Origin of the sequence: Nitrospirillum viridazoti CBAmc (assembly GCF_000730165.1) — a bacterium.
GTDB lineage: Bacteria > Pseudomonadota > Alphaproteobacteria > Azospirillales > Azospirillaceae > Nitrospirillum > Nitrospirillum viridazoti.
Window position 1 is genome coordinate 254442 of record NZ_CP022113.1, and the last position, 15134, is coordinate 269575.

General features: G+C 72.0%; 13 protein-coding genes. 2 read left to right on the forward strand and 11 right to left on the reverse strand.

What is annotated here, in order from left to right:
- Positions 1–146: 146 nt before the first annotated feature.
- Both Y958_RS29230 and cobA read right to left on the reverse strand, forming a co-directional pair.
- Complete coding sequence (locus tag Y958_RS29230; RefSeq protein WP_088875451.1) at positions 147–1481, reverse strand: cobyrinic acid a,c-diamide synthase CobB; 1335 nt, start codon at positions 1479–1481, stop codon at positions 147–149.
- The gene (gene cobA / locus Y958_RS29235) at positions 1474–2262 is read right to left on the reverse strand and encodes a uroporphyrinogen-III C-methyltransferase (protein WP_088875452.1); all 789 of its coding nucleotides are present in this window, start codon (positions 2260–2262) and stop codon (positions 1474–1476) included. Before cobA ends, Y958_RS29230 begins: the two co-directional genes overlap by 8 nt.
- Between cobA and Y958_RS29240 the strand changes: the two genes are divergently transcribed.
- Complete coding sequence (locus Y958_RS29240) at positions 2261–3403, forward strand: cobalt-precorrin-5B (C(1))-methyltransferase (RefSeq protein WP_088875453.1); 1143 nt, start codon at positions 2261–2263, stop codon at positions 3401–3403. The two genes, cobA and Y958_RS29240, sit on opposite strands and share 2 nt — an antisense overlap.
- Here Y958_RS29240 and cobM read toward each other — a convergent pair.
- Genes cobM through cbiE form a run of 3 tightly spaced genes read right to left on the reverse strand, consistent with a single transcriptional unit; the run spans position 3382 to position 5770 of the window.
- Positions 3382–4143, reverse strand: a complete 762-nt coding sequence (gene cobM / locus Y958_RS29245) for a precorrin-4 C(11)-methyltransferase (RefSeq protein WP_088875454.1) — start codon at positions 4141–4143, stop codon at positions 3382–3384. The two genes, Y958_RS29240 and cobM, sit on opposite strands and share 22 nt — an antisense overlap.
- On the reverse strand, positions 4140–4535 hold the full coding sequence (locus Y958_RS29250) for a cobalamin biosynthesis protein (RefSeq protein WP_088875455.1): 396 nt from the start codon (positions 4533–4535) through the stop codon (positions 4140–4142). The genes cobM and Y958_RS29250 overlap by 4 nt, the downstream gene beginning before the upstream one ends.
- Positions 4532–5770 carry a precorrin-6y C5,15-methyltransferase (decarboxylating) subunit CbiE gene (cbiE, locus tag Y958_RS29255; protein ID WP_088875775.1) on the reverse strand — a complete coding sequence of 413 codons (1239 nt, stop codon included), beginning with the start codon at positions 5768–5770 and terminating at the stop codon, positions 4532–4534. Before cbiE ends, Y958_RS29250 begins: the two co-directional genes overlap by 4 nt.
- Positions 5771–5799: 29 nt before the next feature.
- Here cbiE and Y958_RS29260 point away from each other — a divergent pair, with 29 nt between their 5' ends.
- Entirely contained in the window at positions 5800–6540 is a 741-nt protein-coding gene (locus tag Y958_RS29260; RefSeq protein WP_088875456.1) for a cobalt-precorrin-6A reductase, read from the forward strand.
- Here Y958_RS29260 and cobJ read toward each other — a convergent pair.
- The 6 genes from cobJ to cobW all read right to left on the reverse strand — a co-directional run bounded on the left by cobJ (position 6519) and on the right by cobW (position 15032).
- Positions 6519–7316, reverse strand: a complete 798-nt coding sequence (gene cobJ, locus Y958_RS29265; protein WP_088875457.1) for a precorrin-3B C(17)-methyltransferase — start codon at positions 7314–7316, stop codon at positions 6519–6521. The two genes, Y958_RS29260 and cobJ, sit on opposite strands and share 22 nt — an antisense overlap.
- Entirely contained in the window at positions 7313–8107 is a 795-nt protein-coding gene (locus Y958_RS29270; RefSeq protein ID WP_088875458.1) for a precorrin-2 C(20)-methyltransferase, read from the reverse strand. Before Y958_RS29270 ends, cobJ begins: the two co-directional genes overlap by 4 nt.
- A gap of 5 nt (positions 8108–8112) precedes the next feature.
- The gene (locus Y958_RS29275) at positions 8113–8778 is read right to left on the reverse strand and encodes a precorrin-8X methylmutase (protein WP_088875459.1); all 666 of its coding nucleotides are present in this window, start codon (positions 8776–8778) and stop codon (positions 8113–8115) included.
- A 14-nt stretch (positions 8779–8792) separates the two neighbouring features.
- Complete coding sequence (gene cobG / locus Y958_RS29280; RefSeq protein ID WP_088875460.1) at positions 8793–10142, reverse strand: precorrin-3B synthase; 1350 nt, start codon at positions 10140–10142, stop codon at positions 8793–8795.
- Complete coding sequence (gene cobN / locus Y958_RS29285) at positions 10139–13828, reverse strand: cobaltochelatase subunit CobN (RefSeq protein WP_088875461.1); 3690 nt, start codon at positions 13826–13828, stop codon at positions 10139–10141. Before cobN ends, cobG begins: the two co-directional genes overlap by 4 nt.
- Positions 13829–13982: 154 nt before the next feature.
- Positions 13983–15032: a cobalamin biosynthesis protein CobW gene (gene cobW, locus Y958_RS29290; protein WP_088875462.1), complete on the reverse strand. Its 1050-nt coding sequence runs from the start codon at positions 15030–15032 to the stop codon at positions 13983–13985.
- Between the last annotated feature and the right edge of the window lie 102 nt (positions 15033–15134).

A 15134-nucleotide genomic window follows, 5' to 3' on the forward strand; every position in this document is an offset into this window, starting at 1 on the left:
GCGGGCCATTTCCAGGTGGCGCTGGATGCGGATGCCTGCTCGGTAGCGCATTGATCTAGCGTCAGGGCCATTTTGCTTTGGGCCCTGAAGACAAATGTATTCATTCGCGCCGAAGGGGAAGCAAGCTCAAGTCGACGTGCAACACGTCATCCTTCCCGCGCGATCAGGTGCAGGAATGACCCCGCCACGCTGCCCCGTCGGCTGCCCAGGGGCCCCAAGTCGGTACCGTCGGCGGCCTTGGCGGTCAGCAGGGGCGCATCGGTGCCGGGGGCCAGGACGCTGGCGTAATGGAACTCATGGCCGCGGAAGCGGCTGCCGGCCGGGCCCAGGGCCATGTCGCTCAGGGTGGTGACCAGGCGGTAGCCCAGGTGCAGCTTGCGCTTGGCGAAGCTGGTCCGGACGGACAGCAGGCCCAGCATCTCATGCGCCTGGCCTTCGGCATCCACCAGTACCTCGCCCAGGGTCATATAGCCACCGCATTCCCCGAATATGGACGCGCCCTGGGTGGCCAGGTGCTGCATCCCGGCCTTGAAGGTCCCCGCCGCTGCCAGGCGGCCGGCGTGCAGTTCGGGGTAGCCGCCGGGCAGCACCACCGCGTCGGCGCCGGCATCGGGCGCTTGGTCGGCCAAGGGGGAGAAGGGCAGCACCTCCGCCCCCGCCGCCCGCCAGCCGGCCAGGACGTGGGGATAGACGAAGCTGAAGGCCGCGTCGCTGGCCAGGGCGATTCGCTGCCCCGGCGACGGCAGGGCCGCCGGGGGGCTACCGTTGACGGCCGGCGCGTAGGGCACGGCCAGGGCCGCCAGGCGGTCCAGATCGACATGGCTTTCCACCCAGGCGCCCAGGGTGGAAAGCCGCTCGGCCAGGGCATCGGTTTCCGATGCTTGCACCAGGCCCAGGTGGCGCTCCGGCAGGGCGTGGCCGGGGGTGCGGGGCAGGGCGCCCAGCACCGGAATGCCCAGGGCGTCGATGGCGCCCTCGATCAGGCTGCGGTGGCGGGGGCTGGCGATATTGTTTAGCACCACGCCGACTAGGCGCACGTCATCGCGATAGGTGGCGAAGCCCTTCACCACGGCCGCCACCGATTGCGACGCCCCGCGCCCGTCCATCACCAGCACCACGGGCCAGCCGGTGCGGGCCGCGAGGTCGGCCGTGGCGCCGTTGCCCCAGGCGCCCACCCGGGCCACGCCGTCGAACAGGCCCATCAGGGCCTCGCAGATCAGCAGTTCCCCCCCGTTGGCGGCCTGGGCCGCCAAGCCATCGACCAGGGCCGGTTCCATGGCCCAGCTGTCCAGGTTCAGGCTGGGGTGGCCGCAAGCGGCGGCATGGAAGGCGGGATCGATGTAATCCGGCCCCGACTTGGCGGCGCGCACGTCCAGCCCCCGGGCGCGGAAGGCCGCCAGCAGGCCCAGGGTCAGGGTGGTTTTGCCGGAACCCGAGGCGGGTGAGGCGATGATGAGGCCCGGGGCAACGCGCTCAGTCATGGGACGCCACCCCCAGCCAGTCGAGGGTGGCGTGCAACTCCGCGATGGCGCCGATGACGATGATGGCGGGTGGTGCCAAGCCGCTGTCCGCCAGCGCCTGGGCGCAGCGGGCCAGTGTGCAGGTCATCACCTTTTGGCGCGGCGTGGTGGCGTCGCAGATGACGGCCACGGCGGTGTCGGCCGCCAAGCCGCCCTCCATGAGCGCCGTGGCGATGCCACCCAAACCGCGCCACGCCATGTACAGGATCAAGGGGGCCTTGGTGGCGGCCAGGGCCGCCCAGTCCGGCCCGTCACCCGCCGACTGGCCGGTCACCAGGATCACGGCTTGGTTGGCGGTGCGGTGGGTGGCGGGAATGCCGGCATAGGCGGGGCCCGCCAGCCCGGCGGTGATGCCTGGCACCACGCGGAAGGGCAGGCCGGCGGCCACCAGGGCCAGTGCCTCCTCACCCCCACGGCCGAAGACGAAGGGGTCGCCCGCCTTCAGCCGCAGCACGCGCAGGCCTTGCCGTCCCAGGTCCACCAGGCGCAGGCTGATATCCTCCTGCGCCGGCGACGGGCGGCCGCCGCGCTTGCCGGCGAATTCCTTCACGGCGGCGGGGTTGGCCATGTCCAGTATGCGCTCGTCCACCAGCGCGTCGTAGACGATATGGTCCGCCTGGCGTAGAGCATGCAGGGCCAGCAGCGTCAGCAGGCCGGGATCGCCCGGTCCGGCACCCACCAGCCAGACGCTGCCGGGCTGGAAATCGGGAAAGGCCAAGGTCGGTAGGGTCAGGTCAGTCATGGACGTGGACGGCGATATCGATACGGAGGGGACGGAAGGGCGCGCGCTGCGCCCCGGCTGGACCACCGGCGCCTGCGCCACGGCGGCGGCGGCGGCGGCCACGACGGCTTTGTTCGGCGGTGACTTCCCGGACCCGGTGACCATCACCCTGCCCGGCGGACAGCGTCCGGCCTTCGCCCTGGCCGTCACCGAGCGTGGTGACGGCTGGGCCGAGGCGGGCGTGATCAAGGACGCGGGCGACGATCCTGACGTGACCCATGGCGCCCTGGTGCGGGCGCGCGTCACGGCGGGGGCGGGGGGCAGCGGCGTCACCTTCCGCGCCGGGCCCGGTGTCGGCACCGTGACCTTGCCCGGCCTGCCGCTGCCGGTGGGCGAGCCCGCCATCAACCCCGTGCCCCGCGCCATGATCCGCGAGGCGGTCACCGCCGTGGCCCAGGCCGCCGGGCGGGCGCCGGACCTGGTGGTGGAAATCGGCATCGACAATGGCGAGGTGCTGGCCCGGCGCACCATGAACGCGCGTCTGGGCATCATCGGCGGCCTGTCGGTGCTGGGTACCACCGGCATCGTCGTGCCCTATTCCTGCGGCGCCTGGATCGCCAGCATCCATCGCGGCGTGGACGTGGCCCGGGCGGCCGGCCTGCCCCATGTCGCCGCCTGCACCGGCCGCACGTCGGAGGCGGCGGTGACCCGCCACTACGGCCTGCCGGAACAGGCGCTGCTGGACATGGGCGACTTCGCCGGCGGCACGCTGAAATACCTGCGCCGCCATCCCGTGCCACACCTGACCATCGCCGGCGGCTTCGCCAAGCTGGGCAAGCTGGCCCAGGGCCTGATGGATTTGCATTCCAAGCGTCACGCGGTGGACCTGGACTGGCTGGCCGGCGTGCTGGCCGACTTGGGCGCCACACCCGATCTGGTGGCCAAAGCACGCGGCGCCAATACGGCGCTCGAGGTGCTGCAGCTGGCCGACGCCGCCAGCCTGCCCGTGGCGGACCGGGTGGCGGAGATGGCCCGCGCCGTGGCGCTGCGGGTGCTGGAGGACGCGCCCATCACCGTCGACGTGATCGTCATCGACCGTCAGGGCGGTATCATCGGGCAGGCCGGTGGCGTGGGCCAGGCTCACTCCCCCCTCCCGCGATAGCGGCGCTGATAGCCGGCGTCGTAAAGCGCGCTGGCGCGAAAATCCTCCGTCCCCAGCGTCTTGCCCACCAGGATCAGGGCCGTGCGCTCTATGGGGTTGGCACTCACTTGGGCGCCAATGTCCGCCAGGGTGCCGCGCAACACCCGCTCCTCGGGCCAGGAGGCGCGATAGACCACCGCCGCCGGGCAGTCCGCGCCGTACAGCGGCGTCAGGCGCGCCACCACGTCGTCGATGACATGGATGGACAGGTGGATGGCCAGCGTGGCGCCGGACTGGCCCAGCACCTCCAACGTCTCATTGGCCGGCATGGCCGACGCCCGGCCGCCGGTGCGGGTGATGACCAGGGTCTGGCTGACCTCCGGCAGGGTCAGTTCGCGGCCCAGGGCGGCGGCGGCGGCGGCGAAGGCCGGCACGCCGGGGGTGATGGTGTAGGGGATGCCCAGATCCTTCAGGGCCCTCAGCTGCTCGCCCAGGGCGCTGTAGACCGACAGGTCGCCGGAATGCAGACGGGCGATGTCCTGGCCCGCCGCATGCGCCGCCTGGAACTCGGCCACGATCTCCGCCAGCGACAGCGGGGCGGTATCGACGATGCGAGCATCCGCCGGGGCATGGGCCAGCACGGCGGCCGGGACCAGTGACCCGGCATAAAGGCAAACGGGGCAGCGGGCGATCAGGTCGCGGCCGCGCAGGGTCAGTAGGTCGGGCGCGCCGGGACCGGCGCCGATGAAATGCACGGTCATGAGAGGATGCCTTCGGAACAGGCCACGGCGCAGGTGCTGGACGGTCCCTGAATGCGGGCCAGGATCAGGCGGGCGTTCGGATTCTGCGGGGCGCCACAGGCGGCCAGCGCCGCCGCTTCCGCCACCGGGGGCAGGTCGTGGCCAGGGGCGGCACTGGGGCTGGGCGTGGTGACGGTACGCAAGGCCTCTTCCTCCAGGCCCAACAACGGCAGGCCCAGCGTGGCCGCGGCCTGGACCAGACCCGGCTCCTTAACCTTGCGGGCCAGGGTGTTGAGGGTAAGGCCGGCGGGCGCGACGCTCCAGCCCAGGCGAGACCAGGCCCGGGCCAGCAGATCGAGGATTTCCGCCGCCTCTACGCCCCGGCGGCAACCGATTCCGACAGCGGTTGTCATAGCGGCTTGTCCGCTCGCCACAGGGTGACGGGCATTTGCGGCCGCCACCCCCGGAAACTCCCTAGGGGCACAGCGCGCTCTACCGACAGCCGCGTCAGCGACCCGCCCAGCGCGGTGTGCCAATGGGAAAGTGCGGCCTCCGTCTCAAGCGTCACGGCCGTGGCGACCAGCCGGCCACCCGGGCGCAGGGCTCGCCAGCACGCCTCCACTACGCCGGCACCCGTCAGGCCGCCACCGATGAAGACGGCATCCGGCTGGGGCAGATCCGCCAGCGCATCTGGGGCGGCGCCCTCGCGAAAGTCCAGGTTGGGCACGCCGAAGGCCAAGGCGTTGGCGCGGATGGCGGCCATGCGGTCGGCCCTGTCCTCCACCGCCACGGCGCGGTTGGCCGGGTCGGCCAGCAGCCATTCGATGGCGATGGAGCCGGAGCCGGCCCCTACGTCCCACAGCATTTCCCCGCGCCCGGGGGCCAGGTGCGATAGGGCCACGGCGCGCACCTCGCGCTTGGTGATCTTGCCGTCGTGCTGGAACCAGTCGTCGGGCAATCCCGGGCTGCGCGGCAGCACCCGGGCGCCGGGGGTGATGGCGCAGGTCAGCGCGATGGTGTTCAGGTCTTCTGTATCGCCGTCCGGCCAGGCGTCAGCCGGGGCGTCGCTCAGCCGCTCGCGAGGGCCGCCCATGGCCTCAAGCACCTTGAGCGTGCTGGGGCCGAAGCCGCGCTCGCGCAGCAGGGCCGCCAGCTTGGCCGGCGTGGTGCCGTCCCAGCTCAACAGCAGCAGGCGGGCCCCGGGGAACAGGTAGGGGATCACGGCCTCCAGCGGGCGGCCGTGTAGTGACAGGCAGGCGACATCCTGCAGGCCCCAGCCCAGGCGGGCGGCCGCCAGGGTGAAGGCGCCGGGCGCTGGAAGCACACGGGTCTCCGCCGGCGGCACCAGGCGGGCCAGCGTGGCGCCGATGCCGAACCACTGCGGATCACCACTGGCCAGCACGGTCACCGCCTGGCCGCGTCGGGCCAGCAGGGTGGGGAAGGCGTCGCTGAGCGGGCTGGACCAGGCCAGGCGCTCCTGCCCCGCCGTCTCCGGCACCAGGGCCAAGTGGCGGGTACCGCCGATCAGCAGGCAGGATCCGGTCACGGCGGCGCGGGCGGCCGGCGACAGGCCCTCCCATCCATCCTCGCCAATGCCGACGATGGTTAGCCAGGGAATGGTCAGCCAGGGGGTGCCGGTGCTAGTCATGGCCGGCACACGAGAACGGGGTTGGGGCGATGCGGATATTGGTCCTGGGCGGCACGACGGAGGCGCGACAACTGGCGGGCCTGCTGGTGGGTGACGCCCGTTTCCAGGCCACGCTGTCGCTGGCCGGCCGCACGCGCGACCCGGCACCGCAGCCCTTGCCCACCCGCATCGGTGGCTTCGGCGGTATTGCGGGCCTGGCGGATTATCTGCGGGCGGAGGGCGTGCGGGCCGTCATCGACGCCACCCACCCCTTCGCCGACCAAATCAGCGCCAATGCCGAGGCAGCCTGCGCCGCCGCCGGCGTGCCCCTGGCCGTGCTGACCCGCCCCCCCTGGACGGCTGGCGCGGGTGACGACTGGCGCCGGGTGCCGACCATGGCCGCCGCCGCCCAGGCGCTTGCCGGCCTGCCCGATACCGTCTTCCTTACCGTGGGGCGGCAGGAGCTGGAACCCTTCCTGGCCATGGATCGGCGGTTCCTGGTGCGCGCGGTGGACCCGCCGGATGTCCTGCCGGCCGGTGCCACTCTGGTGCTGGACCGGGGCCCCTACACGGCAGCGGGGGAAATGCATCTGATGCGCGCCCACGCCGTTGGCACGCTGGTCACCAAGAACAGCGGCGGCAATGCCACGGCGGCCAAGCTGCAAGCCGCACGATCCTTGGGCCTGCCCGTGGTCATGGTCGACCGGCCGGTGGCCGGAACGGCACCCCGGCTCTACACCGCATCCGACGCCGTCGACTGGCTGGCCGCTCACGGCACCTCCGCCGCATAATAGCTGCGCGGTGTGTAGACCCAGACGTCGCCCAGGTTGTCGCTCCCTTTGCCGCCGCCCTTGCGCGGCAGCAGCCGGGTCTGGCTGGATCCGATCAGCACCAGGGTGCGCATGTCGGCCGTGGCCGGGTCGCAGTCGGCCAGGGTGGTGATGGTCACATCCTCATCATGGCGGCCCACGGCGCGGGCCAGCACCACCGGTGTTCCCGGATCCTTCATGGTACGCAGGGTGTCCAGCGCCGCACCCAGCTGCCAAGGCCGGGCCTTGGAGATAGGGTTGTAGAGCGCGATGACGAAGTCGGCCTCCGCCGCCAGGCGCAGGCGTTTCAGCACCACCTCCCAGGGTTTCAGGTTGTCCGACAGGGACAGTACGCAGAAGTCGTGCCCCAGCGGCGCGCCCACCCGCGCGGCGGCCGCCAGCATGGCGGACACGCCGGGGCAAACCCGTACCGGCACCCCGGCCCAGGCGGGGTCGTCGCCGGATTCCAGCGCCTCGAACAGGGCCGATGCCATGGCGAAGACGCCGGGGTCGCCGCCCGACACCAGGGCCACCTTGCGGCCCGATACCGCCAGGTCCAGCGCCAGACGGGCGCGCGACAGCTCCACCCGGTTGTCGGAGCCGTGGCGGCGGTGGAAGCTCTGCGGAATGCGATCCAGATAGGGGCCGTAGCCCACCAGGTCGGTGGCGCTGGCCAGCACGTCCGCCACCTCCGGCGTCAGCCACCGGTCGGGGCCGGGGCCCAGGCCGACGACGGTCAGCGAACCGAGGGTGCTCATTCCGCCACCTCGGACTTGGCCGCCTGGGGGGCGGTCAGCACGTCGCCGCGCTTGCCCTGGCCGGGGATCAGAATCATGGCGAAGTAAGGGGCGACGTCGGGCGCCTCGGCCAGGGGGTGCACCCGCTGGGTCTCGGTCGTGCCGCGCTCCACATACCAAGCCCGGTGGGTCAGGCCCAGGCTTTCGATCACCCGGCGCACCTTGGGCAGGTTGCCGCCCAGCTTCATGACGGCGGCGGCATCGGCGCGGCTGAGGGCAGCGGCCAGCTCCACCTCGCCCAGCGTGCCGGGGATGACTGACAGCACGTCGTCGCGGATGGTCAGGGGAATGGGCAGCTGCGCCGCACAGCCCAGGATGGAGGGCACGCCCGGTACCACCTCCACCCGGAAGCGGTGTGCCAGGCGCAGATGCAGGTGCATGTAGGACCCGTAAAAGAACGGGTCGCCCTCGTTCAGCACCGCCACGGATTTGCCGGCGGCCAGCAGGGCCGCCAACCGCTCCGCCTGTTCATCGAAGAAGCCCTCGATGGCGGCGGCATAGGCGGGGCTGTCCGGCGGCAGTTCGGTGGTGACGGGATAGACCATGGGCACCTCCTCATGGGTGCCGTCCAGATGGCTTGCGGCGATGCGCCGGGCCTGGCCGGGGCCGCCACGCTTGGCGAAATAGGCCACCACCGGGCAGGCGCGCAGCAGGCGCACCGCCTTCAACGTCATCAGCTCGGGGTCACCAGGGCCGGTGCCGATGCCGTAGAGGGTGCCGGGCCCCAAAGCGCTGGAAGCGATGTCGGTCATGGCGCTCATTCCCGGTCCGAGGCCAGGGCGTTGACCGCCGCCGCCGCCATGGCGCTGCCGCCCCGTCGGCCCGCCACGGCCAGATAGGGCAGGCCCCAGGGGTTGGCCGCCAGCGCGTCCTTGCTCTCCGCCGCCCCGACGAAGCCCACGGGGAAGCCCAGGATGGCGGCGGGACGGGGGGCGCCGGCCGCGATCATCTCCAGCAGGTGGAACAGGGCGGTGGGCGCGTTGCCGATGGCCACCACCGCCCCCGCCAGATGGGGCCGCCACAGTTCCAGAGCCGCGGCGGAGCGGGTGGTGGCGAGGTTCTGCGCCAGGGCGGGCACGGTGGGGTCGGTCAGGGTGCAGATGACGGCGTTATCGGCAGGCAGGCGGGCGCGGGTGACGCCGTGCGCCACCATCTGGGCGTCGCACAGGATGGGCGCGCCGCTGCGCAGGGCCGCGCGGGCGGCCGCCCCCACGTCGGATGAGAACAGCAGGTGCTCGGCCGTCTCGACCAGACCCGCCGCATGGATGATGCGCACGGCCACGGCGCGCAGATCCTCTGGCAGATGGTCCAGCCTGGCCTCTTCCCGGATGATGGCGAACGACCGGGCGTAGATGGCGGCGCCATCGCGGATGTAATCGTACTGCGGGGGCTCGCCTCGGCTATGGGGCTCGGGACTGGACACGGGGGCGGCTTCCTCTACGCGACGACAGTGGCCTCGACCAGGGTGGCCAGTTCGGCCGGCCCACCCAGGCGGGTGATGAAGGCGGCCGGATCCTCATCCGCCCGCATCCGGTGGGTATAGACAGCTTCCAGCGCCGCCACCAGCGATGTCGCGCGGGCCGGCGTCACGCCACGCCATTGCGCCGCCCCGCCGGCGGGGGCCAGCAGGCCGACATCATAAGCCTGATGGCCCCGTGCCGTCAGCGTGACCAGCGCCGACGCGGGGTGGGCGCAGCCCTTGGCGCAGGCCGAGACATGGATATGCCCGCGCGCCAGCAGGCGGGGGGCGACCCGGGCCAGCGCCAGGGCGTCGCCGCGCGCGTCCGTCAGTCCTGAATCACAGGCACCGCGACCACTGCAGGCCGACAGCGCCAGGCGGGGGTCCTCGGGTGCCAGGATGAATAATCCTGTGGGCTGAAAGAGTTCAACCAGGTCACTGCCGCCGCCTTCCAGCAGCACGGCGCGCCAGGGTGTCAGGCGCAGGGCCGGCGTCATATGCGCGACGAGCGCCAGCCATTGAATGCTCATGCCGCCGAAGGGAAAGGCGAGGCCCATCCAGCCAGCGTGCGCCCCCAGCACCCGCTCAAGGCGCAGGCCAGGCAGGCTGATGTCGGCGGGCGTCGGGGTCAGGGGGACATGGCCGGCGAGCCCGGCCGTGCCCTCCGCCGCCACCAGGGCGGCCAGGCGCCGGTAGCGGCCGTTCGAGAGGCGGACATAGGCGCGGGCCAGGGTAAGGGCGGTGTCCACCACCGCGTCGGCGGCGCAGACACCCAGCGGCGTGGCGCCGGTCTGATCTCCGCCCACCGCCACGCGGAACAGGCCGGTGCCGGGCAGGGCGTCGAAGCGGATATCGGCCACGGTATCGGCCAGGGGCGCTTGACCACCACCGTTCAGGACGAAACTGAACTTGGCCGGCAGCGCGGCCCACAGGTCGGGACTATCGGCCAAGGCGGCGTCCAGCGCCTGGGCCAGGGCGCGTACGGGCGCGCACGCCGGGTCCAGGCCGCAGGTGGGGCTGCACAGCACATTGCGCACCCTCTCCGCTGCCGGATCGCCGTTGACCAGGCCCAGCTCGCGCAAGGCGTCGGTCAGGGCGGGCAGTGCCGCCTCGGTCACGCCGCGGATCTGCAGATTGGCCCGTTGGCTCAGATCCACCAGGCCATTGCCGTGGCGCTCCGCCAGGCCGCAGATTGCCGCTGCCGTTGGCCCCGGCAGCCTGCCGCCGGGAATACGCAGGCGCACCAGCAGGCCGTCGGCCACCGCCATGGGTACCAGCGCGCCGGGGCAGGCGCCCCGCACACGCGGCGGATTGATGGGGGCATTCATGCCAATTCCTCCCGCAGGCGGGTTAGATCCTCAGGCGTGGAATTGCGCCGGGGATGCCATAGGCCGCGCCGCAAAGCCTCTTGGAACCGGTCCAGGATTTGGCGGGCGGCGTCGGGGTTGCTGTCCGACAGGAAGGCCCAGGTTTCGCTGTCCGCCACATAGGCATCATAGAGGCTGTCCACCTGGTGCGATCGCACGGCGCCCGTCAGCGCCGCCAGGGCCACGGCGCCATCCACCGTGCGGGCCAGGTTGGCGGCCCCGCTGTGGCCATGGCGGCGCTGGCCATCGATCCAGCGTGGGTTGGCGGCGCGGCCGCGCACCACGCGGGCGGCCTCCTCCGCCATGGTGCGGGGCGTGATGCGCTCCGGCTCGGCGCTGTCGACATGATAGAGGACGGGATCGCTGCCCAACAGGCCGGCGGCGGCGGCGAACCCGCCCTCAAACTGGGTCATGCCATCATTGTCCAGTACGTCGGTTTCGCGTTGGTCCTGGATATGGACCAAAGCGTCGGCCAGGCCCACGCGGCGGCGGAACAGGGCGGGCAAGGCCACGCCGTCCAGGTCCAGGCCATAGGCATGGCAGCCGGTGTCGAGATAAGCGGCGCCCAGCTGGTCGCGGGCCTGCCAGTCGCCGGTGGCCAGCGGTTGTGCCAGGCCGGTGCCGTAGCCGCCGGGGGCGGCGCCGTAGACGCGGGCCGTCGCCTGGCGGCCAGCCTCCGCCGTATCCATGCCACCGGCCACCAGGGCGTCGCGGTCGGCCCGCACGGCGGTGGCCAGAGGGTTGACCGCGTCCGGCTCGTCCAACCCGGCGACCTTGCGCGCCGCCTGGTCGAACAGGGCCAGCTGCGCCGGGAACATATCGCGGAACAGGCCGGAGATGCGCAGGGTCACATCCACGCGCGGCCGGCCCAGCACGGTAGCCGGCAACACCTCCACGCCCATCACCCGGCCGCTGCCGGCCTCCCACATAGGACGTACGCCCATCAGGGCCAGGGCCTGGGCCAGCTCTTCCCCGCCGGTGCGCAGGGTGGGGCTGCCCCAGCAATCCACCACCAGTTGGCGCGGCCAGTCGCCTTGGTCCTGCAGATGGCGCGTCAGCACGGCATCCGCCCCCTTCCAGCCCAAGGCCCAGGCGGTGGGCGTGGGCACGGCGCGGGGGTCGATGGCGTAAAGGTTGCGGCCGGTGGGCAACACGTCGGCCCGGCCGCGCGCGGGCGACCCACCGGGGCCTGGGGCGACGAAGCGGCCATCCAGGCCGGCCAGCAGGGCGGCCATCTCCGCCGGGCCGCTGGCCGCCAACGGGGGCGCCGCCTCGGCCCGCAGAGTGGCCAGGACGGCTGCGGCTCTTTGCCATTCCGGATACGGAACGATCTGGCCTGACACCAGCTCCCGCACCAGGCCATCCAGCGCCGCCCGCACCCGCCCAACGGACGGACCGGTGCCCGTCCGCTCCGCCAGCAGGGCCGGCAGGGGATGGGGCCAGGGCGCTGCGGCGTCGCCTGTGAAAAGGTCCTCCAGCGTGCCGGCCAGGCCTAGGTCGCGGGCCAACGCCTCGGTCATGGATGGCTGATCACGGCGGGGGAAGCGCGCCATGGCGGCCAGGAAGGCGGCCTGGGCGCCGTCGACCGGCGCCGCCCCGAAGACATGCAGCCCATCGCGGATTTGCATCTCCTTGATGTCGCAAAGATGGGCGTCCAGCCGGGCCAGGGCCTCGTCGGGAAGGTTCCCCGTGGCCAGATCGGTCGGCAGATTCAGGTCTCGGGTGACGCCGGCCTCCCAGGCCAGGTCGCGGATGCGGGCCCGCAGGGTGGGCAGGCGGCGCGGGTCCAGGCTCTGCGCCTGGGCGTATTCGTCCAGCGCTTGCTCCAGGGCCGCCAAATCGCCGTGCAGCCCCGCCGGCACAGGCGGCGGCGGCAGGTGCCCCACCAGCACGGCGCCCAGGCGGCGGCGGGCCTGTACGCCCTCGCCGGGGTTGGTGGCGATGTAGGGGTAGAGGACGGGCAGGGGGCCGGCCAGCCGCTCCGGCCAGCAGTCGGCCGACAGCGCCACGGCCTTGCCCGGCAGCCATTCCAGCGTGCCATGGGCGCCCACCTGCACCAGGGCATGGATATCTATCACATGGCGCAGCCACAGGTGAAAAGCGGCATAGCCGTGGCTGGGCGGGGTATCGGGGTCATGGTGGGCGGTGCTGTCGATAGCGCCATGTCCCCGGCTGGGCTGGACCGCCACCAGCACATTGCCGCAAGCCTGGACACGAAAGCGCAGGGCGCCGTCATGCGCCAGAGGGTCGGCCGAGGGTGGGCCCCAGCGGTCGGTGATGGCGGCCAGCGCCGAGACATCCATAAGCCGGGTGTACTCTGTGAGGCTCAGGCCCGGCGCGGCGCCATCCAGGGGTCGGCGCAGGGCGGTCATCAGGGCGGCGCCGTCGGCCGGCTTGTCCGCCACCCCATAGCCGGCGCCGGTCAGAGCCGCCAGCATGGCCAGGGTGCTGGCCGGCGTGTCCAGGCCCAGCGCCAGGCCGGTGCCGCCGCGGGCCGGATAGTCGGACAGCACCAGGGCCACGCGTCGTCCCGCCGGTGGGGTGGCGGCCAGACGGGCCCAGGCAGCCGCCTTGTCGGCCAGCGCGTCCACCCGGTCGGCACGGGGACGGCTCAAGGCCGGGGCGTATTCCAGGGCGGCATCCCAGTCGGCGGCCGCCTTGAAGGCGATGGCGGGGCCCTGTAGGCGGCCGTCCATCTCCGGCAGCACCACGGTCATGGCCAGATCTGCGGGACCCAAGCCGGCGCGCGCCTTTTCCCACAGTACCTCCGTGCCCGTGGACAGCACGGCCTGCAGCACCGGCACACCGGGGGCGTCCAGGGGCGACGCATCCTCCGGACCCTGGCGCGCGGAAAATCCGGTGGCGTTCAGGACCACGGCCGGCTGCAGGGCCGCCAGTTGGGCCGCCAGCCATTGCGCAGCCGGGCCTTCCTTCAGGCTGGCCACGTAATAGAGGTGAGGCGCCAGGCCACGCCGGGCCAGGGCGTCGGCCAAGGCGTGAAGCGCCGCCAGATTGCCGGCCTGCAGGTGCGATCGGTAGAAAACCAGCGCCGCCGCTGGTCCCGCGACGGGTGCCGACGGCCGCCAGCCTTCATGACGGCCATAGCGAGGCAGGGGCAGGGGCTCGCCCGCCAGCAGGTCGGCGGGCGGCTGCCGTCCCAGCAATTGGGCGGACTCGGCCAGGAACCGGACCGTGTTCTCGGGCCCGCCTTCCACGAAGCAGCGCCACAGCCGGCGGGCGGCGGCAGGATCCACGGTGCCGGCGGCATCCAGGCTGGGATCCGCCTTGGCCTCCCCGGGCACCACGGCCAGGGCGATACCCCGGGCCCGGCAGGTCTCCGCCACCTGCTCCAGCCCATAGCGCCAGTAGCCGGCGCCACCGTTCAGGCGCAGCACCACCAAACGGGCGCGCGATACCACCGCCTCGACATACATATCGACGGATAGGGGATGCCCCAGGCGCATCAGATTGGCCAGGCGCAGCGTGGGCCGCCAGGGAACATTACCCACGGCGTGGTAGGCGGCGGCCCCCGCCGACAGGTCACTGTCGGAAAAGGACAGCAACACGCACTCTGCCGGCGTCTGCCCCAAATCCTCGGCTTGGGGGGACGCCAGCAGATCCTCGGCCTGGGTGGGCAACAGGTGCATGGGAGGGGCGGAACCCGTGTGACGACACTGAACGACGAAAAGCGAGCTTTATGCCGCTCTAGCCCCTATACGCCGTCAATTCAACAGCGGGATGGGTCAACAGCGGGATTGGGCAGGGCACCGCTTTGCGTCCACGCCTCGTCCGCGCGGCCAATCAGGCGGCCAGCGCCGCCTCGATGGCCGCCCTGTCCAGGCCCGTCTCACCGATCACCACCAGGCGGCTGCGCCGTGCCTCGTCCGGCCCCCACAGCCGATCGTAGCTGGTCTGGATGCGGGGGCCCACACCCTGCACCAGCAGGCGCATGGGCTTGCCCGGCACATCGATGAAGCCCTTCAGGCGCAGGATGCCGAAGCGCTGGGTGACATCGCCCAGCCGGCGGACCAGGGCCTCCGGATCGGCCTGGGACGGCAATTCGGCGACAAAGCTGGTGAAGTCATCGTGGTCGTGATCTTCCTCGTTGTCGTGATGGCTGACGCGGGCGTCCAGGTCGGCCTCCGCCGCGGCCGACAGGCCCAGCAGCACATTGGGGTCGACATCGCCATGGGCCACGCGCACCAGGGGCGGGGCGGTGGGCCGCAGGGCCTTCACCGTGTCGGCCACGGCGGCCAGCCCGGCCTCGTCCACCAGGTCGGTCTTGCTGACCAGGATGAGGTCAGCGCACAATACCTGATCCTCGAACACCTCCTGCACCGGGGTTTCATGCTCCACGGTGGCGTCGCCGGCCTCCATGGCGGCCTTCTGCCGCGCCAGCGCCTCCGCATCCGGGGCGAAGCGGCCTTCGGCCACGGCATCGGCCGCCACCACCGCCACCACGCCGTCCACCGTGACGCGCGAACGCACCGCCGGCCAGGTGAAGGCGCGCACCAGCGGCTTGGGCAGGGCCAGGCCGCTGGTCTCGATGATAATGTGGTCCGGCGGATCGGCGCGGTTCAGCAGCATTTCCAGCGCCGGCACGAAATCATCCGCCACGGTGCAGCACAGGCAGCCGTTGGCCAGTTCGATCACCCGATCCTCCGGGCAGGCCGCGTCGCCGCAGCCCTTGAGCACCGCGCCGTCCACACCGACGTCGCCGAACTCGTTGATGATCAGCGCCAGCTTGCGGCCGCCTGGGTTTTGCACCAGGCCACGGATCAGCGTGGTCTTGCCGGCACCGAGGAAGCCGGTGATGACGGTGGCGGGGATTTTGGGCGTGGGCGCGGACATGGGCGTGTCTTTCAGGTACCTAAGGGACGGAAGTGGATGCTGCGAAACTTTGAACAAAAAGAGAAGAGGCGATAAAATCATATGTCTACCTGAGGGAATGCT